General features: G+C 68.3%; 15 protein-coding genes. 2 read left to right on the forward strand and 13 right to left on the reverse strand.

Annotated elements, in window-relative coordinates; translation table 11 throughout:
* Positions 1–28 precede the first annotated feature (28 nt).
* Positions 29–2,593 carry a bifunctional lysylphosphatidylglycerol flippase/synthetase MprF gene (gene mprF / locus ACM0PY_RS04840; protein ID WP_180884553.1) on the reverse strand — a complete coding sequence of 855 codons (2,565 nt, stop codon included), beginning with the start codon at positions 2,591–2,593 and terminating at the stop codon, positions 29–31.
* A gap of 193 nt (positions 2,594–2,786) precedes the next feature.
* Between mprF and ACM0PY_RS04845 the strand changes: the two genes are divergently transcribed.
* The gene (locus tag ACM0PY_RS04845; protein WP_005418155.1) at positions 2,787–3,134 is read left to right on the forward strand and encodes a RidA family protein; all 348 of its coding nucleotides are present in this window, start codon (positions 2,787–2,789) and stop codon (positions 3,132–3,134) included.
* Between the two features lie 50 nt (positions 3,135–3,184).
* On the opposite strand, the gene rnfB is transcribed toward ACM0PY_RS04845, so the two are convergent.
* From rnfB to ACM0PY_RS04890, 9 genes are all read right to left on the reverse strand, one after another.
* The gene (gene rnfB, locus ACM0PY_RS04850; protein ID WP_061480619.1) at positions 3,185–3,598 is read right to left on the reverse strand and encodes an Rnf electron transport complex subunit RnfB; all 414 of its coding nucleotides are present in this window, start codon (positions 3,596–3,598) and stop codon (positions 3,185–3,187) included.
* 24 nt (positions 3,599–3,622) lie between these two features.
* Positions 3,623–4,213 carry an HAD family hydrolase gene (locus ACM0PY_RS04855; protein WP_134972598.1) on the reverse strand — a complete coding sequence of 197 codons (591 nt, stop codon included), beginning with the start codon at positions 4,211–4,213 and terminating at the stop codon, positions 3,623–3,625.
* 78 nt (positions 4,214–4,291) lie between these two features.
* Positions 4,292–6,364, reverse strand: a complete 2,073-nt coding sequence (gene metG, locus ACM0PY_RS04860) for a methionine--tRNA ligase (RefSeq protein WP_180884554.1) — start codon at positions 6,362–6,364, stop codon at positions 4,292–4,294.
* Between the two features lie 100 nt (positions 6,365–6,464).
* Complete coding sequence (locus tag ACM0PY_RS04865) at positions 6,465–6,908, reverse strand: DUF2147 domain-containing protein (RefSeq protein WP_049415741.1); 444 nt, start codon at positions 6,906–6,908, stop codon at positions 6,465–6,467.
* A 484-nt stretch (positions 6,909–7,392) separates the two neighbouring features.
* Positions 7,393–7,797, reverse strand: a complete 405-nt coding sequence (gene gloA2 / locus ACM0PY_RS04870; protein ID WP_134972595.1) for an SMU1112c/YaeR family gloxylase I-like metalloprotein — start codon at positions 7,795–7,797, stop codon at positions 7,393–7,395.
* Complete coding sequence (locus ACM0PY_RS04875) at positions 7,794–8,864, reverse strand: serine hydrolase domain-containing protein (RefSeq protein ID WP_134972596.1); 1,071 nt, start codon at positions 8,862–8,864, stop codon at positions 7,794–7,796. Before ACM0PY_RS04875 ends, gloA2 begins: the two co-directional genes overlap by 4 nt.
* A gap of 16 nt (positions 8,865–8,880) precedes the next feature.
* Positions 8,881–10,821 (reverse strand): DUF885 domain-containing protein, encoded by a 1,941-nt coding sequence (locus ACM0PY_RS04880; RefSeq protein WP_180884556.1) that lies wholly within the window; start codon positions 10,819–10,821, stop codon positions 8,881–8,883.
* 94 nt (positions 10,822–10,915) lie between these two features.
* A complete protein-coding gene (locus ACM0PY_RS04885; protein WP_180884557.1) occupies positions 10,916–11,704 on the reverse strand; it encodes a queuosine precursor transporter in 789 nt (262 codons plus the stop codon).
* Positions 11,701–12,384 (reverse strand): DUF502 domain-containing protein, encoded by a 684-nt coding sequence (locus tag ACM0PY_RS04890; RefSeq protein WP_005418129.1) that lies wholly within the window; start codon positions 12,382–12,384, stop codon positions 11,701–11,703. The genes ACM0PY_RS04885 and ACM0PY_RS04890 overlap by 4 nt, the downstream gene beginning before the upstream one ends.
* 76 nt (positions 12,385–12,460) lie before the next feature.
* Here ACM0PY_RS04890 and ACM0PY_RS04895 point away from each other — a divergent pair, with 76 nt between their 5' ends.
* A complete protein-coding gene (locus ACM0PY_RS04895) occupies positions 12,461–13,777 on the forward strand; it encodes a hypothetical protein (protein ID WP_180884559.1) in 1,317 nt (438 codons plus the stop codon).
* A 127-nt stretch (positions 13,778–13,904) separates the two neighbouring features.
* Here the strand turns inward: ACM0PY_RS04895 and ACM0PY_RS04900 are convergent, their stop codons facing one another.
* From ACM0PY_RS04900 to ACM0PY_RS04910, 3 genes are all read right to left on the reverse strand, one after another.
* Positions 13,905–14,357, reverse strand: a complete 453-nt coding sequence (locus ACM0PY_RS04900; protein ID WP_111201791.1) for a DUF4442 domain-containing protein — start codon at positions 14,355–14,357, stop codon at positions 13,905–13,907.
* A 98-nt stretch (positions 14,358–14,455) separates the two neighbouring features.
* Positions 14,456–16,078 (reverse strand): CHASE2 domain-containing protein, encoded by a 1,623-nt coding sequence (locus ACM0PY_RS04905; protein ID WP_134972587.1) that lies wholly within the window; start codon positions 16,076–16,078, stop codon positions 14,456–14,458.
* Entirely contained in the window at positions 16,075–17,775 is a 1,701-nt protein-coding gene (locus ACM0PY_RS04910) for a FecR family protein (RefSeq protein WP_134972588.1), read from the reverse strand. The genes ACM0PY_RS04905 and ACM0PY_RS04910 overlap by 4 nt, the downstream gene beginning before the upstream one ends.
* Between the last annotated feature and the right edge of the window lie 42 nt (positions 17,776–17,817).

The following is a 17,817-nucleotide window of genomic DNA, read 5'->3' on the forward strand; positions in this document are numbered from 1 at the left end:
GTCGACACCTGCCGGGTGGTGCGGGTCGTCAGTTGCGCCGCGGGTCCAGAGAGATCAGGCGCGTGGCGTCCAGCAGCGCCGCTGGCAGGTGCATGCCGCCAGGCGCGGCGAGATAGCGCGGCCGCCACTGCGGATCGAACTTCGACTTGAAGCGGCGCAGGCCACTGAACCCGTAGAAACGTTCGCCATGCCGCGCCAGCAGGCCGGCCAGGCGGTTCCAGCGGCCAGCCAGACGATGCTGTGCCAGCCCGGAAAGCGGCGCCATGCCCAGCGAGAAACGTGCATAGCCCTGTGCGCGGCCCCACAGGAACAGCTCGATGAAGAGGAAGTCCATCGTGCCCTTCGGTGCTTCGCTGACGTGGCGCATCAGGTCCACCGACAGCTCGGCGCCGGCCGGTGCCTGCCACAGGTTGGCGAAGGCCACGATCTGGCCTTCGGCCTCGACCAGCGCCACCGGGAAGCGCACCAGGTAATCCGGGTCGTAGCTGCCGAGCGAGAAGCCCTTCTCGTCGCCGGCCTTGTCTTCCAGCCAAGCGTTGGAGATCGCGTGCAGGCGCGGCAGCAGGCTGGGAACTTCCTCCACGGGCGCCACGCGGAAGGACAGGCCACCCCGCTTGCCCCGGTTCCAGGCCTGGCGCAGGTCGGCGCGCTCGCGCCCTTCCAGGCCGAAATCATGCAGCGGCACCATCGCTTCTTCGCCCAGCTTGACCAGCCCCAGGCCGAGGTCAAGGTAGGTCTGCCAGTAGGACTCGCCGACCTGGTAGAAGACGGGGCGCAGGCCGAGGCGGTCGGCTTCCTCGCGGAAGCGCCAGATCAATGCGCGGGCGACGTCCGGCGGGCCGACCGGGTCGCCCATCGCGATCAGCGACCCCCCATAGCGCTGCATCATCACGAAGCCCAGTTTCGCTTCGTCGCGCAGCACTGCCTTGTCAGCGGTCAGCACCAGGCAGGCCTGGGTGTCGGTGGCACCGGCCAGGACCGGCGCCAGCGATTGCAGCGTCGCTTCATCGGCGGCGGGTAGCGGGCTGCGCGTGCTGTGCAGCAGCCGCGCCAGGCCGAACATCACCAGCGCGATGGCCACCACCAGCAACGCGCGCAACGCGCGCGGTGCGTTGCCGGAGACCGCGAACTGCCACCACAGCTCGTTCTGGTATTCGACATGGCTGTAGGTGAAGAACAGCAGCCAGGTCACCGCCACCAGCACCAGGCCCAGGTTGCGCAGCCACGGCCACGACCAGGCTTCATCCAGCAGCGCACCCTGGCGGTAGAACTCGCGGCGCGCGGCCCACAGCGCCATCGCCACCAGCACCGCCGAGACGGCGATCAACGGTTGGCCACCGCGCAGCCACAGCGGCAGCGGGGTGGCCACGCACACCGCCATCGCCAGCATCCACGCCGCGTGGCTGCGCCGGGCCAGGCCCTGCCCGATCAGCAGCAGCGCGACACCACTGAGGCTGCCGATCAGGTGCGAGGTTTCCAGGATCGGCAGCGACGCGTTGACTAGGTGCCGACGTGGCGTGGGCAGCGTGCCGTCGATGACCAGCGCGGCACCGATGCTGAACACCGCCAGCGCAATGATCTGCGGCAACCATGGGCGCAGTGCGTTCCAGCCGGCGCGGGTTGCCCCGGCACTGGCCTGCAGCGGCTGGCGCAGCGCGGGCGCAAGGGCGAGCAACGTGGCCAGCACCAGCGGTAGTACGTAATAGGTCACGCGGTAGATCAACGCGGCCGCCAGCACCGCCGCCGGCGCCACCTGGGGCAACAGCTTCAACAGGCTCCATTCGAACACGCCCAGCCCGGCCGGCACGGTCGAGACCAGGCCGGCCAGTACCGCGACGAGGTACAGGCCGACGAAGCCGGGCAGGCCGGTGGGTGTCGAGTCCGGCAGCAGCACATAGAACGCTGCGCTGGCCAGCACCAGCTCGATCACGCTGAGCACGGTGACGCCGAGCATGGTGCGGCGGTCGGGTAGCCACAACGTATGGCCGAACACGCTGAACTGCCGTCCATCGCGACCGACCAGCAGCACGGTACCCAGATAGGCGAGCAGGGCGACGATGCCGACGATGCGCACGGCATCGGGATTCAGTGGCAATGCCAACGCCGCTGCCGCCGGTTCCATGCAGAGCGCCACGCTGATCAACAGCCACGCACCGAATACGAAACCAAGCGTGCTCATCAGCACCACCTGGCCGATCTGCGCCAGGTCCAGGCCGGCGCTGCGGTAGCCACGCAGGCGCACTGCGCCGCCGGTCAGCGCGGCAAAGCCCACGGTCTGGCCCAGCGTATGCGCAAGGAAGGCGGTGATGCCGATGCGTGCCGGATGCACGCGGATGCCGCTGCGGCGTAGGCCGATGGCATCGAAGCCGATCAGGCAGGCGTAGCTGGCCAGACCGAGCACCACGGTGAGCGTGATCTGCAGGCCACTGAGCTGGCGGAACGCCTGGCGGATGGCGCGGTAGCCGTGCTCATCGAATTCACTGGCCAGGCCATGCAGGGCCAGCGAGAGGATCAGCAGGGGAACGACAATGGTGAGGACCCGCTTCCATGCCGGGGTGGAGGAAGCGGCGGCGGGGTTGGTGGCTGCGGTCATCGGCGCAAGGGTGCGTCAGGAGGGGCGAGTGCGGTGTCAACGCGGGGCGTGGCGCATCGTGCGCCTGTCGCCGCCATTTGACCAGCGGATGTGTCGGAGCCCGGTAGTGACGTGTCGCGCGGGGGACCCGTGCACCCACCGTTGACCGGATTGGAGGACAATGCGGGCCTGATCACCCGCAGGAGCCACGCCCATGATGGAGCGTTACGACGTCGGACCGCGCATGTCCGAAATGACCGTGTACAACAAGGTCGCCTACCTCTCCGGCCAGATTCCGGAAGACACCAGCCAGGACATCACCGGCCAGACCCGGCAGGTGCTGGCGGAGATCGACAAGCTGCTGGCGCTGGTCGCCAGCGATCGCCAGCACGTGCTGCGTGCGGAAGTGTTCCTGGCCGACATCGCCGACTTCGACGGCATGAACAAGGCGTGGGACGAGTGGGTGGTCGAGGGCGCGACCCCGGCCCGCGCAACCTTCGAAGCCAAGCTCGCGCACGCCGAGTGGAAGGTCGAGATCGTGGTGACGGCAGCGGTGCCGTAACTGCGGGATGGGGTCAGGTCCCTTTCCTGCGGAAAGGCATCTGACCCCTGTTACAGGGGCAGCAGCTCGATGCAGTCCACCGGGCACGGCGGGATGCACAGTTCGCAGCCGGTGCACAGGTCGGCAATGACCGTGTGCATGTACTTGGCGCCGCCGACGATGGCGTCCACTGGGCAGGCCTGGATGCACTTGGTGCAGCCGATGCAGTCGGCTTCGACGATCAACGCCACCTGGGCCGCCTTGTGCTCGCCGCGCGAACGATCGAACGGAATCGCCGGTACACCCAGCACCTGCGCCAACGCCCGTGCACCGGCGTCGCCACCCGGCGGGCAGCGGTCCACACCCGCCTCGCCACGTGCCATTGCCTGCGCATACGGGCGGCAGCCGTCATAGCCGCATTGCCCGCATTGGGTCTGCGGCAGCAGGCGGTCGAGGCGTTCGGTCAGGGGCGGGATCAGGCTCATGCGTGGCGAAGGCTGCGCGTTGGGTTATTTCAGGGGCTTGCCGCGGAACCAGCGCTCGTGGGCCAGCGCCAGCATCGGCTTGTCTTCGGAACTGTCACCGTAGGCATGGATGCGCAGGTAGCGCGACAGATCGAACTGGCGGCGGATGTGCTCGGCCTTGCGCGGACCGCAGTCGCCACCGGCGTAACGGCCGGTCAGGCGGCCGTCCTGGCTTTCCAGCCGGTTGCAGATCAGCTGCAGGCCCAGTTGCTCGCACCACGGCCGCAGGTACAGGTCCAGCGAGCCCGACACGATCACGACGGTGTGCCGCTGTTCCTTGTGCCAGCGGATCTGCTCCAGCATTTCCGGGCGCACCACGTCGGGCAGGAACTCGCGCGAGAAGCCTGCGGCCAGCGTGGCGATGTCATCGCTGTGGCGGTCACTGAAGGTCAGGCGGGTGACGCGTGCACGGATGCGTTCGGCCGAGATCAGCTTCAGCCTGTACGCGGCCAGCCACGGCCCGACTTTCCACCATGCCTGTGCCAGCTGTTCGGCGGTGGCCACGCGGCGCAGGAATCGGCCATAGGTATCGCAGGTGGTCACGGTGTGGTCGAAGTCGAACAGCGCCAGTTCCATTGCGTTGCTTCCCATCGCGTTGCGTCCCGGGGCCGGAGCTGCCGGCGGGCGTGGCCGTAACCACGCCCGCTGCAGGCATCAGCGGACCGGCATGCCCGGCTGCGCGCCGCTGTCGGCGTCCAGCAGCGCCAGTGCGCCACCGTCGAAGCCGGCCGACAGGATCATGCCTTCGCTCAGGCCGAAGCGCATCTTGCGCGGGGCCAGGTTGGCGATGAACACCACGCTGCGGCCCACCAGCTGCTCCGGTTCGCCGTAGCTGCCACGGATGCCGGAGAAGATCTGGCGCTTGCCCAGCTCGCCGGCGTCCAGTTCGAAGCGCAGCAGCTTGTCCGAACCTTCCACGAACTCGCAGACCAGCACCTTGCCGATACGCAGGTCGAGCTTGGCGAAATCGTCAATGCCGATGTAGGCCGGGGCGTCGGCGCTCTTTGCTTCGTCCTTGGCCGGGGCCGGAGCCGGGGCGGCCGGCTTGGCGGCGGGGGCAGCGGCAGCCGCCGGCTGCAGGGTGTCCTTGGAGGCGTCGATCATGGCGTCAATCTTCTTCGGGTCAATACGGGTGAACAGCGGGGTGTACTCGGTGATGCGGTGTCCCAGCAGCGGTTGCGCCAGCTCGGTCCAGTCATTCACCGGCGCGGCCAGGAAGGCCTCGGCCTGCGCGGCGGTGGCCGGCAGCACCGGCTTCAGCGCGGTGACCAGCACGCGGAACAGGTTCAGGCCCTGGCTGCACACGGCCTGCAGCTGCGCCTCGGCGCCTTCCTGCTTGGCGATGACCCACGGCTTGACGTCGTCGATGTAGCGGTTGGCTTCGTCGGCCAGGGTCATGGTCAGGCGGATCGCCGCGGCCGGGTCGTTGCGCTCGTAGGCTTCACGGATCGGCGCCAGGCCATCGACGAAGCGCTGGTACTGCGCCGCATCGGGCAGCTGCGCGGCCAGCTGGCCGTCGAAGCGCTTGCTGATGAAGCCGGCGCAGCGGCTGGCCAGGTTGACGAACTTGCCGACCAGGTCGGCGTTGACGCGGGCGATGAAGTCACCCAGGTTCAGGTCGAGATCGTCGACGCCACCGCCGGACTTGGCGGCGTAGTAGTAGCGCAGCGCTTCCGGCTCCAGGCCGGCATCGAGGAAGGTACGGGCCATCACGAAGGTGCCGCGCGACTTGCTCATCTTGGCGCCGTCCACGGTCAGGTAGCCGTTGACGTGCAGGCGGGTCGGCGCGCGGTGGCCGGTTCCGTGCAGCACCGCCGGCCAGAACAGGCCATGGAAGTTGACGATGTCCTTGCCGATGAAGTGGTGCAGTTCGGTGGCGGTGCCGGCACGCAGGTGCGCTTCGAAGTCCTCACCGATCCTGCCGCACAGGGTCTGGAAGCTGGACAGGTAGCCGATCGGTGCGTCCAGCCAGACATAGAAGTACTTGCCCGGCTGGCCGGGAATCTGGAAACCGAAGTACGGCGCATCGCGCGAGATGTCCCACGCGCGCAGGCCGCCTTCGGCATTGAGCCACTCGCCCAGCTTGGCCTTCACGCCCGGCAGGGCGACATCGCCGGCCAGCCACTCGCGCAGGAACGCATCGAAGTGGCCCACCTCGAAGAAGAAGTGCTCCGAATCGCGCATTTCCGGCGTGGCGCCGGAGATGACCGAACGCGGCTCCTTCAGGTCGGTCGGTGCATAGGTCGCGCCGCAGACTTCGCAGTTGTCGCCGTACTGGTCGGCACTGCCACAGTTCGGGCAGATGCCCTTGACGTAGCGGTCGGGCAGGAACATGCCCTTGGCCGGGTCGTAGAACTGCGCGACCGAACGGCGGCTGATGTGGCCGGCCGCTTCCAGCTTCAGGTAGAACTGCTCGGTCAACGCCTTGTTGGCCGCCGAATTGGTCGAGTCGTAGTGGTCGAAGGCCACGCCGAAGGCGGCGAAGTCACGTTCGTGGCTGGCCTGGATGTTGGCGATGAAGGTTTCCGGGGTGACCCCGGCCTTTTCCGCGGCCAGCATGATCGGCGTGCCGTGGGTGTCATCGGCGCAGACGAACCAGGTCCTGCCGCCGCTCATTCGCCGCGCACGTACCCAGATGTCAGCCTGGATGTAGCCGACCAGATGGCCCAGGTGCAGCGGGCCGTTGGCGTAGGGCAGGGCGGTGGTGACGAGCGCGGTACGGGTCATGGTCGCGGGGTGAAGCCGAGGGAACCGCAGAGTATCGCATGCCCGCAACGACGTGACCCGGCCGGGGCCGGGTCACGGGGTTGAAGCAGGTGCGGAGCGCTTATTCGCGCTGCCAGGTCTGCGCACGGCAGATGAAGGCGATGCAGCCGGACACGTCCAGCCGGGTGCCGCCGGGCTGCAGTTCCATCTTCGACTTGTAGGTCTTGCCGTTGGCCGGGTCGAGGATGGTGCCGCCGGACCACTTGTTGGCGCCGTCGGCCTTCAGGTTCCAGAGAATGGTCATGCCCTTCACCGGCTTGTTCCTGTTGGCGCCTTCACAGCCGTCACAGACCGGGTTCGGGCCCTTGTCCGAGTGCAGGATGTCGACCACCTTGCCGGTCAGCGTGCCGTTGGGGGCCTGGGTGATCTCGACGATCGACTTCACCTTCCCGGTCTTGTCGTCGATGGTCTTCCAGCGGCCGGCGGCGCCGTCGGCGGCCTGCGCCGAAAGTGCGGCCAGGCACAGCGGCAATGCCAGCAGCAGGGTCTTGAAGGTCTTGCGCATGGTCCCCTCCCAGGGTTCATTCCGGCACGGTGCCGGCATGGGTCGACTGTATACCCATTCGGCGGAGTATGGGGAAGGGGGGCGTTGCAGGGTTGCGCCCTGCACCCGCGGTAGTGCCGGCCGCTGGCCGGCAACCTCAACGGCGGAATTCCGTGGGATGGCGGGGCGGTGTGGGTGGGCAGGACACGCCGTAAACCCCGCTCCGCGGTCCGGCCCAGCCGCTGGCGGCTGGGCGTTCGGGCGCTTGCGAAGCACTGCTTCGCAAGCAAAGCGCCCTCACCCATGGGGGCTCGATGGCGCCATCCATGGCGCCAACGGTCCTGCCCACCCACACCGCCCCACCTCTGACAAATTCCTTCGGCTGTTGGTAGGTGTCGACCTTGGTCGACACGGTAGATCCACGCCATGCGTGGATGAGGCGTCAGGTGGCGGCGATGGGGTCAGATCCCTTTTCCGTCGGAAAAGGGATCTGACCCCAGGGGCGTCAACCGACTTCGTACAGCTCCAGCGGCAGGCCATCCGGGTCGGCGAAGAAGGTGAAGCGGCGGCCGGTGTATTCGTCCACGCGGATCGGTTCGCAGGCCACGCCATGTGCGGCCAGGCGCTGGATGAACGGCTCCAGCGTGGCCACCCGGAACGCGAGGTGGCGCAGGCCCTGGGCCTCCGGGCGGCTGGGGCGGGGCGGTGGCGAGGGGAACGAGAACAGTTCCAGCTGTCCGCCGTCGGGCAGGGCCAGGTCCAGTTTCCAGGAATCGCGCGCAGCGCGGTGGTTCTCGGCCAGCACGCGCAGGCCGAGGATGCGCACGTAGAAGTCCTTGGAGCGTAAGTAATCGCTGCAGATCAGTGCCGCATGGTGGATGCCCAGCAGGGCGTCGGAACCAGTGTTCATTGCAGGGTGTCCAGCCAGCGCTGGGCGATCTTCAGTGCCAGCGGATAGGGTTCGGGGGCGTTGCGGTTGGTCAGCACGATCACGGTCAGGTGCTTTTCCGGGTGTCGCACGATCACATTGCGGAAGCCGATGCTTTCGCCACTGTGCCATTGCACTGGGCCGTTCAGGCGCCAGCCGAAGCCGTAGTGCGGCACATCCGGTTCGGATGTCGATGTGGCCGGGCTGAACATCGCGCGGCGCGAGGCCTTCGACAGCAGGCGGTCGTCGTACAGCGCCGCATCCCAGCGGGCGAGGTCGTCCAGCGAGGAGTAGATCCCGCCATCGGCGAGCACGGCACTGGTGGCGCTCTGGTCGGTGCGCTGCCAGCGGCCATCGATCCAGCTGTAGCCATAGGCGCGTGCGGCGATGGTATCGATGCCGTCCTGATGGGCCACGGTGTGGGCCATGCCCAGTGGACGGAAGATGCGCTGCTGCAGGAAGGCTGCGAAATCCTGGCCGGATGCGCGGCCGACGATCAGTGCCAGCAGCGCATAGCCGCTGTTGCTGTAGTGGTACTGCGTGCCCGGCGCGAAGTTCAGCCGGTCCTGGCGCGACAACAGGGCCAGCACGTCGGCGTCATCCACCTGCCGAGTATCAGCTGGATCCATCAGGTCTTCGTAGTCGAGCAGGCCACCGGTGTGCGAGAGCAGCTGGCGGATCGTGATGGCTGCCGCAGCCGGTGGCAGTTCGGGCAGCCACTGCCGGGCAGGCTGATCCAGCCCAAGCCGGCCATCCTCCACCAGCAGCAGCACCGCCGCAGCGGTGAACTGCTTGCTGACCGAGGCCAGCCGGAAGTTGCTGGCCGGGGTGACCGCGGTGCCGTCCTCCACCACCGCCAGGCCGTAGCCGCGGCGGAACACTACTTGCCCGTCGTGCAGTACCAGGACTGCAGCACCGGGTACCTGGCCGTCGTAGGCCTGCATCAGCCCGTCGATGCCCGCATCCGGTGGCGTCAGCACCGGTGCGGCGATACCCGTTGAAGGCAGCAGGCCCAGCACGACGGCGAACAGGGCGACGGCAGGGCGCATGGTGGCTCCGGAGGGGTCAAGGTGAAGGCGTGGGCGGAGTGCTGGCCGGCTGAACCATCCAGCGTTCCATCTTGCGGTCAAGCACGTCCAGCGGCATCGAGCCGTCCTTCAGCAGTTCGGCGTGGAAGCGGCGCAGGTCGAAGGCGGCGCCCTGGCGCGCCTTGGCCTTGTCGCGCAGGGCAACGATGGTGGTCAGGCCGGCGACGTTCGACAGCGCCTGGCCGGGCTGGGCCATGATCCGCTCGACTTCGGCACTGGCGTCGTCGCTGCTCATGTCCACGGTCTTCTGCAGGTAGGTGACAGCCTGCTGCTTGCTCCAGCCCTGGGCGTTCACGCCGGTATCGGCCACCACGCGGGCGGCGCGCAGCAGGCGCGAGTACAGGTAGCCGATGCGGTCGTAGGGATCGGTGTAGATGCCCAGGTCCTCGCCCAGCGTTTCTGCGTACAGGCCCCAGCCTTCGACGAAGGCGAGATCGCCACCGAGGCGGCGGAAGCGTGGCAGCTTGGCCAGCTCCTGCTGCAGGCCCAGCTGCACGTGGTGGCCCGGGATCGCTTCATGCAGGTACTGCACCGGCACGTTCCAGCGCTTGCGGCTGGGCAGGTCGCGGGTATTGACGTACAGCACGCCCGGTTGACCGGCCGCCGACGGCTGATAGGCGGCAGCGGCGGCGGTCAGTGCACGTTCCGGTTCCACCGCACGGACTTCCAGCGGTGCCTGCGGCAAGGTATCCAGCACCTGCGGCAGGCGTGCGCTGACCTGCTGCTGCACCTGGCGGTAGCGGTTGATCAGCGCATTGGCGTCGCCGTACTGGAACTGGCGGTCGTTGCGCATGCTGCGCAGCAGCTTGGTGGGAGAGCCGCGCAGCTTGGCGTCCTTCATCACCGTGGCGATCTGCGCCTGCAGTTCCTGCACGCGCTGTTCGCCCAGCGCATGCAGTTGTGCGGCGGTCTGGTCGCTGGCGGTGGTCTGCACGATCAGGTTGGCGTACCAGGCCTGGCCATCGGGCAATGCGCCCAGGCCGCTGCTGGTGCGTGTGGCCGGCAGGTATTCGGTGGCGATGAAGCCGCGCAGGGCACGGTAGGCCGGCATGATGCGCAGCTCGATCATGCGCTTGTATTCGGCGCTGATGCGCGCCTTGTCCTCAGCCGGGATGGTGTTCGGCATGGTGCGGATCGGCGACCAGAAAATGCTTTCCTCGGCGGTGGGCTTGATCACCGCATCCAGCTGCGGCAGCACTTTTTCCATCAGGTCGCGTGGTTGCACCACGCCGGCCTTCATGCCCTGGCGCATGTTGTCGATGGCCTGGTCGAACAGCTCGGGAATGCCCAGCGAACGGCGTGACCAGGTGTCGTAGTCCTGCACGGTGTTGAATGGCTGTGCGCCCGCACCGGAGCCGAGGATCGCCATGATGCTGCCGATGTTGTAGTACTGGCTGATCGGCATCATCCAGCTCGGGTAGCGCTCGGCGGCCAGTGATGCGCGCGCGTCGCGCACGAAGATCTCGTAGCTGAGCAGGTCCTGGCCCTGCAGGCCGTCACTGCCGAGCTTCTCGACCTTGCCCAGCCATTGCGTGGTGAAGTCGTGCGACTGCTGGCGCCAGGCGGCGGACAGGATGTTGGGCAGCTGGTCGTTGTAGCGGGCCTCGCCCTGGAAGGTGGCCTGCAGCGGGTTCAACCGCATCGAGGCATCCCAGTACTCGTCGTACAGGCGCTCCAGCTGCACCTGCTTGGGTACGGCCCGGGCCGGGGCGACCGGGCGCGGCGCGGCGCGGCGCGCCGAGCTGCCACGCGCCGGCGCGGTGGCGCGGGCGGGCCTGGCCTTGGGCTTGGCAGCCTGGCGGGTCTGCGCGGCGGCAGGGCGGCTGGCCTTTTTCTTCGCTGCTTCGGCCGACGGTACGGCACTGAACAGGAACAACGCGGCAATGGCGGCGGCCAGGGCGCGGGTGCGATGCGGCATCAGGAGCTTCCGTGGAACACAGACCGTGGAGCTTGCACGATCCGGCCGCGTACGGCCAGCGTGAAGGCGCAGTCAGCTTGCCGTCGCTGGGGCTTCAGTCAGCCGCGGCCGCGGCGCGCAGCGCGGCGGCCCTGTCTGCGCCCAGGTAGCGGGTGATCGCACGCCGCATCAGGTACAGCAGTGGAATCAAGGCAACCGCAAAGCCCATCTTGTAGATGTAGTTGACGCTGCTGACGGCCAGGAACAGTGAGGTCGGCCAGTGCTGCGGGCCGAGCACGAAGGCGATCCAGATCACTACGAAGCTGTCCACCACCTGGGAGATCGCGGTGGATCCGGTCGCACGCAGCCACACGTGGCGCTCGCCGGTGGCCTGGCGGATGCGGTGGAACACGGCCACGTCGATCAGCTGGCCGAGCAGGAAGGCCACCAGCGAACCGGCGATGGTCCACATGCCCTGGCCGAACACCGCTGCGAATGCCGCCTGGTAGTCCGGCACGCCGTGGCCGTCCATCGAGGTGACCCACCAGCTGGCCGGCGCCAGCGAGATCGCTGCGAAGGCGAACAGGAAGCCATAGGCGATCAGCACCACGGCCAACCACGAGATGAAGCGCACGCCGCGCTTGCCGAAAAACTCGTTGATCGTGTCGGTCATGATGAACACCACCGGCCACAGCAGGGTACCGGCGGTGAAGCTGAGCGAACCGGTCTGGCCAAACAGGTTCCAGTTCAGCGGATCAATGCCGAGGGTGTCTTCCAGCGAGAAGATCTTCACCCCGATCAGTTCGGCCAGCACGGCGTTGCCGCAGAAGAACGCGGCCAGCACGATGAACAGCAGGACCGCGCGGTCCTGCAGCGGGCGCTCGATTGGCGCCGCGGTGGTCATTCGCTGCGTTCGCCTGCGCGCGTGAACGGAACGCTGGACGGTGCGACGGCACCGCCGGAAATGATGAAGCTCATGGCCTGGTCGACGGTCCAGTCGGTCGGGGTCAGCAGCTCCACCGGCACGATCTCCAGGTAACCCGAGGTCGGGTTCGGTGTGGTTGGCACGTACACCGCGGCCAGTTCACGGTCGGTGCCGTGTTCCTTGATCACGCGGGTGACCAGCCCGACCGACTTCATGTCGCGGTGCGGGAAATCGATCAGCACCACGCGCTGGGTGCTGCCCGGCTCGGTCTGCAGCATGTCCAGCAGCTTCTTGGCGCTGTCGTAGATGATGCTGGCCAGCGGAATGCGCTTGATCACCGCGCCGACCCAGCGCAGCAGGCGCTGGCCGAGCACGCGGCGGCTGGCCACGCCCACCGCCAGGATCACCAGCAGGGTGGCCAGCAGGGCGATGGTGTTCTGGATCCACTCGGCACGGACCCAGCCGAGGTAATGCGGGAAGCTTGTCGCGATCTGCTCGGAAAGCGGCACCACCAATGGGCTGGAAATGCCCGAAAGGAGCACGAACACGAACTTGACCACGACCCAGGTCAGCCAGATCGGCAGCAGGGTCAGCAGGCCGGTCAGGAACAGGCGCTGCAGGGAGGGGCGGGGGACCAGGGCGGGGGCTTCGAGCGACATGCGCGCATTGTAGCGGCCTCAGCCGGTCGATTACGCTGGGGGATCGACTGCGGCAACGATGCATGGAAGGGAAGCTGTGTTGAAGATTCTGCGCGGACTGGGTTGGGCCCTGGCAGGACTGCTGGTGCTGGCCATCGTGGTGTGGTGTGCCTCGCGCATGTGGCCGGTGCCGGAATCACGGCTGCAGGCCCAGCAGCGGTTGCAGGCCCGCCTGCCCGCTGATGGCCGCAACGGCTTTGCGCTGCTGTGGACACTCGCGTTCGACGATCTCGACCCGGGCCAGCGCGATCAGGCGCTGGCACGGGATGTACAGCGCTGGGAGGCGGATCCGCGCGGCAAGGGCGGCGCCCGTCCGCAGCTGGCAGAGGACCACGTCGAGCTGCATTCACGGCCTTCGGCCAGCTGCGGACCGACCGCCAGTGACTGCCTCGGCCAGGTGCGCGCGGACCCGCAGCGCTTCGTCGATGCCCACGCTGGCCACCAGCAGCTGCATGCGCGCCTGGACCAGCTGGCCGATGCGGATCACTTCGTGTCGCCGTTCCGGCCCAAAGGGGAAGGCATCCTCGTGCCGATGCCGACCTATGGTTTGGTGATCGACGCCACCAGCGCACGCGCGCTGGCCTATGTGCAGGGTGATATCGACGGTGCGCTGCGTGGCAGTTGCCGCGGGCTGCAGCTGGGCCGCCGGCTGGTGACGGGCGGCAGCTACCTGGTGGAGAGCATCATCGGTGCCAGCCTGGTGCAGGCCAATGCCCAGCTGCTGGCCGACATGCTGGTTGAACTGCCGGCCGAGCAGCCGCTGCCTGCGGAATGCGAGCAGGCGATGAAGCCGATGCGGGCCGCCGAACAGAGCCTGTGCCGTGCGATGCAGGGCGAGTATGCGATGAGCAGGGCTGCGATCGAAACCTCGGCGCAGGAGTTCGGTGGCGTGCTGGTCCTCGATCGCAGCAGCACCCTGGCGCGTGTGGCGGGCAACCTGGGCTGGGCCTGTGGCGCGGCGGCGATGACCGCGCTGGAGGCGGATCGCCCGCTGCCGGTGCCGGCACCGCCGCAGCATGACTTCGGCTGCCTGTCGAACGTCATGGGGTGCGTGCTGGCCGATATCGCGGGCCCGGCCTATCCGGCCTATTCGTCACGGCCCCAGGATGCTGCCGCGATGGTGCGGCTGATCGGTGCGCAACGCTGGCTGCGACAGCAGGCCGAGGACCCTGTGGATGCGCTGAAGCGCTTGCCTGCCCAGTTCCGCTCGCAGGTGCGCACACCGCAGTTGTCGGCCGATGGCCGCCGGCTGCAGGTACCGCGGCGCTCAGCGCCGCGCAGCACCGACGAGAGCCCATGGTTGTCGGTACCGATGGTGGCGGGGGACGCCCCGGCCGCCGCCGCGCGCGACTGAGCAGCGGCGGCCAGTGCGCGCTGTCCTCGTCATCCTCGCGGCTGCCTTCGCTCCGCAGGTGCACACGCGCATACGGGCGCATCGGAGCCTCCCTGGCAGGGCAGCAGAGGACAGCGCCCGCGCCGGATCAGCGCGCGTGTGGCTTCAACCGCAGATAGACCTGCTTGCGCACCTGGGCGACCACCTCGCCGCTGTCGTCGACGACGTCGTTGCTGAACCAGCGCAGCACCTTCTCGCCGCCCGCCGCTTCGGCACGCAGTTCGGACAGCAGCGCATCGTCGATGCGGAACGAGGTGCGCACCGTGCCCCGGCCAGGCTTGAGGAAATCGATCGCACCGGCCCGGTCCCACACGTAGTAGTCACGGCCGAGGATGTGCAGCAGGCCCAGCATCCAGAACGGGTCGGTCATCGCGAACAGGCTGCCGCCGAAATGCGTGCCGACGTAGTTGCGGTTCCACGGCCGCAGCCGCAGCTCCACGTCGATCTGCCGGTAATCGGGCGTGATGCGGGTGACATGGATGCCGGTGAACAGGAACGGTGGCCACAGGTTGATGCCGAAGCGGAACAGGCGGGCGTTCATGCGGGTCCGGGGGCGCGAGGCGAGGCGCCCAGTCTAACCATTCGCATGCGTATGTTGCACCCCGGGCGTGTGTCCTACGGCGGCGTGCATGTCCTGCCTCATGGGCCGTCGATCATGTACCCGTCGCGGCCGTTGGCCTTGGCCTGATAAAGGGCGGTGTCGGCGCCTTCCACGAAATGGTGGGGCTGCAGTTCGCCGTCGGGCACGCGGGTGAATACGCCGATGGTGAGCGTGACGGTATCGTCGCTGCCATCGCCCGGCGCCGGCAAGGCGCGCACGCAGGCAATCAGGTCCTCAATCACCTGGCGTGCGCCCTCGGCCGGTGTATCCGGCAGCACCAGCGCGAATTCGTCGCCACCGTAGCGTGCCGCCATGTCGCGCGGGCGGCGCGCATGGGCGCCGATCAGGCGGGCGACATCACGCAGCACGCGGTCGCCGACCTGGTGCCCGTGGCGATCGTTATGGCGCTTGAAGTGGTCGACGTCGATCAACGCCAGGCTCAATGGCTTGCCGCTGCGCCGCGCTGCATCGCATTCCTGCTGCAGCGACTGCTCGAAGCGGAGGCGGTTGCCCAGGCCGGTAAGGCCGTCGCGGTTGGCCTGGCGGTGCCAGGCCGAGACCCGCCACACCGCCCAGACCAGCAGTGCCAGCGTCACGCCCAGCATCGCGCTGGCCGGCGCCCACCACAGGTCACTCGTGCGCAGCAGCAGCCAGCTCAGCAGGGCAGGCATCGGCAACGAACACAGCGCGACCAGCCAGGGCAGGCGCAGGCCGAGCAGGATCACGCACAGCGCCACCAGCACACCGCTGATGGCGTGCTGCCAGGCATGCGGTAGAACATCGATCTGCCTGTGCTGCAGCAGCATCGAGGTGATGTTGGCCTGGTACTCGCTGCCGCTCATCCAGAACTCGCGGGTGGTCGGGGTCAGCAGGCGGGGCGCGATGCCGCTGGCCGTCATGCCCACTACGATGCGGCGGCCATGCAGCATCGCCATGTCCACGTGGCCATCGAGAACGTCCGCATAGGACACCTGCGGCAGCCGCTCGGGGGGGCCGGTGTAGCGCACGCGAACGTAATCGTCGCGACGCCATTGATAGGGCGAGCCCAGTTCCGGGTCGGGATCGGGCAGGCCGCGTACGGCACCGGCAGGCAGGTCGGCCAGTGCCAGGCCCAGTGCCGGCCAGTGCGGCTGGCCGATACCTGCATGCAGATAGACGCCACGGGCGACGCCGTCGCCATCCACCTCGACATCGGTGTGGCCGATGGCGGCAGCACTGGCAGTGATCTGTGGGATCGGCAGCATCTCCTCGGCCATGCGGTCGCCGGCCGCCGGTGCGGCCAGCACCGGCAGCACCACCCGGCCATTGCGTCGGATGGCGGCCGCCAGTTGATCATCCTGTCGGCTGTCACGGCGATCCGGTTCGGACAGCATCAGGTCCAGCGCAACGCGTTCGGCGCCGGCATCGGTCAGGCGGTCAAGCAGGCGTGCATGCACCGAGCGGGGCCAGGGCCACTGGCCGATGCGCTGCAGGCTGCCTTCGTCGATGGCGACGATCAGCACGCTGGGATCGGGGCGGTAATCCCAGTTGCCGACCAACGCGTCATAGGCCGCCTCGTCCTGCCGCCACAGCCACTGTCCCTGGCTGGCCACGATGGTCAGCACGCCGGCCAGCAGGGCCAGCAGGATCCGCTTCGACCATGGCAGCGGCGAGCGCCTCACAACAACAACCAGAGCAGCAGGGCACCGCCACCCGCGCCGTAGCACAGGCGGCACGGCAGCGGGACCTGCTGGGCAGGCGAGAACGCGCTGGCGTGGCCGTCATCGTCGATGTACTGCACGCGTACATGCAGGGTGCCGCTCCACGGGCGCTTGAAGCTCACCTGCGGCTGGTCCACGGTTTCGTCGACCAGCGGTGCCTTGAAGTCGCCGCGGCGATCCACCTGCACCCGGTAGCGCTGGCCCTCGCTGCCGGCCTGCCAGCGCAGCGTCAGCTCGCCGTGTGCGGCCTCGGGTGGTTGCAGGGCCGGGTCCACCGGTTCATTGCTCAGCTGCAGCGGCAACGCCTGGCCATACCGGCCCTGTCGGCCTTCGCCATCGCGCGAGGCCACCCGCCAGTAGTACTGGCCGGGCGGCAGCGGTTGCGCCAGGCGCAGGTCGGTCGCATGGGTGGCCTGCTCCTGCAGGGGCTGCAGGAAGCTGGGTTCGGTGGCGATCTGCAGGACGCTGCTGCGCGCACCGGGGGCCTGGCTCCAGCGGAAACGCGGGCGGTCGCTGTTGATCGTCTGCCCATGCAGCGGCGATACGGTCAGCGGCGGTGGTGGCTGGTCACCGAGCTCGAAATCGGCGCTGGCATCCAGGCCTTCGACCCCCTGGGCGTCGACCGCGCGCAACAGGATGCGCAGTTGGCCAGGCGGCAGATCGCCGATCGCCAGCCGGGTGTCGGCGGTGGTGGCGGCGAACAGCAGGATCTCCGGCGTTGCCGCCTGCACCACTTCCACCCGGTAATGATCGGCGCCATTGACCGGTTCCCAGGCAAGCACGGTCGGCAGCGGCGCCAGGCGCAGCGCGTCATTGCGCAGCGCCGGCGCCGGCAGCAGTGCGGAGACCGCAGCGGGCGCCGCATCGGCACTGCTGCTGCGGGTCGCCTCGCCCGGCCGGACCAGCCGCTGGCCATGGGAGTTGCCGACCTGCACCTTGCCCTGCAGGACCTCGGTGGCACCGACGTGCCCGTTATCCCCGGCGCTGACCCGGAACACCGTGCCGCGCACGCTGCTGGTCGCGGTGGGCGCATCGATGATGTAGCGCGAGGCGGGGCCGCGCGCCGGCGTCACCCGGTTGCTGGCTCGCCCCTGCTGCAGGCGCAGTCGGGTGTCGACCATGCCGGTGTGGCCGTAACGGCTCAGCTGGTCCAGGCGCAGGCGCGAGTACTCGCGCAGCTGCAGGCGCGAGGCATCGGCGAATTCCAGGGTGATGCTGGAATCGCCTTCGGTCTCCACGGTGTCACCGATATGCAGCTGTTCGCCGGCCTGGAGCGCGCGGGTCGCCGTGCCATCGGCGCCTGCCAGCGCGACCTTGCCGCGCACGGACAGCACCCGGGCCGGCGCCGGTTCGGTGCGCAGCCAGCTGATCGGGAAGCGCAGCAGCTGGCCCGGCGGCAACTGGTAGGGGTTGTCGATGCGGTTGTGCTGCTGCAGCTGCTGCCAGCGTACCGAGGGCTTCAGGTAGAGCCCGCCCAGGTCCCACAGGGTATCGCCGGGCCGGACCCGGTAGTTCCAGTCCTGGGCGCCGGCAATGGCGGGCATCAGGAAGAGGGCGCAGAGCAGAGCGCCCCTTAAATGCATGGCGAACGACAGAGAGCGGACGACGGTCACAGTTTGCAATCCCGGCAATGCGGGGGTGCAGCTGCAAGACCCCATGGCCCCGACCTCATCCCCCCGAACGGATCGTGGCGACCGCGT

Source organism: Stenotrophomonas sp. BR163 (assembly GCF_047520985.2).
GTDB classification, from domain to species: domain Bacteria; phylum Pseudomonadota; class Gammaproteobacteria; order Xanthomonadales; family Xanthomonadaceae; genus Stenotrophomonas; species Stenotrophomonas sepilia.

What these genes read in the sequence shown, in the direction of transcription:
- mprF (WP_180884553.1), bottom strand. Translation starts at nt 2,593, where the DNA reads ATGACCGCAGCCACCAACCCCGCCGCCGCTTCCTCCACCCCGGCATGG.
- ACM0PY_RS04845 (WP_005418155.1), top strand. Translation starts at nt 2,787, where the DNA reads ATGATGGAGCGTTACGACGTCGGACCGCGCATGTCCGAAATGACCGTG.
- rnfB (WP_061480619.1), bottom strand. Translation starts at nt 3,598, where the DNA reads ATGAGCCTGATCCCGCCCCTGACCGAACGCCTCGACCGCCTGCTGCCG.
- ACM0PY_RS04855 (WP_134972598.1), bottom strand. Translation starts at nt 4,213, where the DNA reads ATGGAACTGGCGCTGTTCGACTTCGACCACACCGTGACCACCTGCGAT.
- metG (WP_180884554.1), bottom strand. Translation starts at nt 6,364, where the DNA reads ATGACCCGTACCGCGCTCGTCACCACCGCCCTGCCCTACGCCAACGGC.
- ACM0PY_RS04865 (WP_049415741.1), bottom strand. Translation starts at nt 6,908, where the DNA reads ATGCGCAAGACCTTCAAGACCCTGCTGCTGGCATTGCCGCTGTGCCTG.
- gloA2 (WP_134972595.1), bottom strand. Translation starts at nt 7,797, where the DNA reads ATGAACACTGGTTCCGACGCCCTGCTGGGCATCCACCATGCGGCACTG.
- ACM0PY_RS04875 (WP_134972596.1), bottom strand. Translation starts at nt 8,864, where the DNA reads ATGCGCCCTGCCGTCGCCCTGTTCGCCGTCGTGCTGGGCCTGCTGCCT.
- ACM0PY_RS04880 (WP_180884556.1), bottom strand. Translation starts at nt 10,821, where the DNA reads ATGCCGCATCGCACCCGCGCCCTGGCCGCCGCCATTGCCGCGTTGTTC.
- ACM0PY_RS04885 (WP_180884557.1), bottom strand. Translation starts at nt 11,704, where the DNA reads ATGACCACCGCGGCGCCAATCGAGCGCCCGCTGCAGGACCGCGCGGTC.
- ACM0PY_RS04890 (WP_005418129.1), bottom strand. Translation starts at nt 12,384, where the DNA reads ATGTCGCTCGAAGCCCCCGCCCTGGTCCCCCGCCCCTCCCTGCAGCGC.
- ACM0PY_RS04900 (WP_111201791.1), bottom strand. Translation starts at nt 14,357, where the DNA reads ATGAACGCCCGCCTGTTCCGCTTCGGCATCAACCTGTGGCCACCGTTC.
- ACM0PY_RS04910 (WP_134972588.1), bottom strand. Translation starts at nt 17,775, where the DNA reads ATGGGGTCTTGCAGCTGCACCCCCGCATTGCCGGGATTGCAAACTGTG.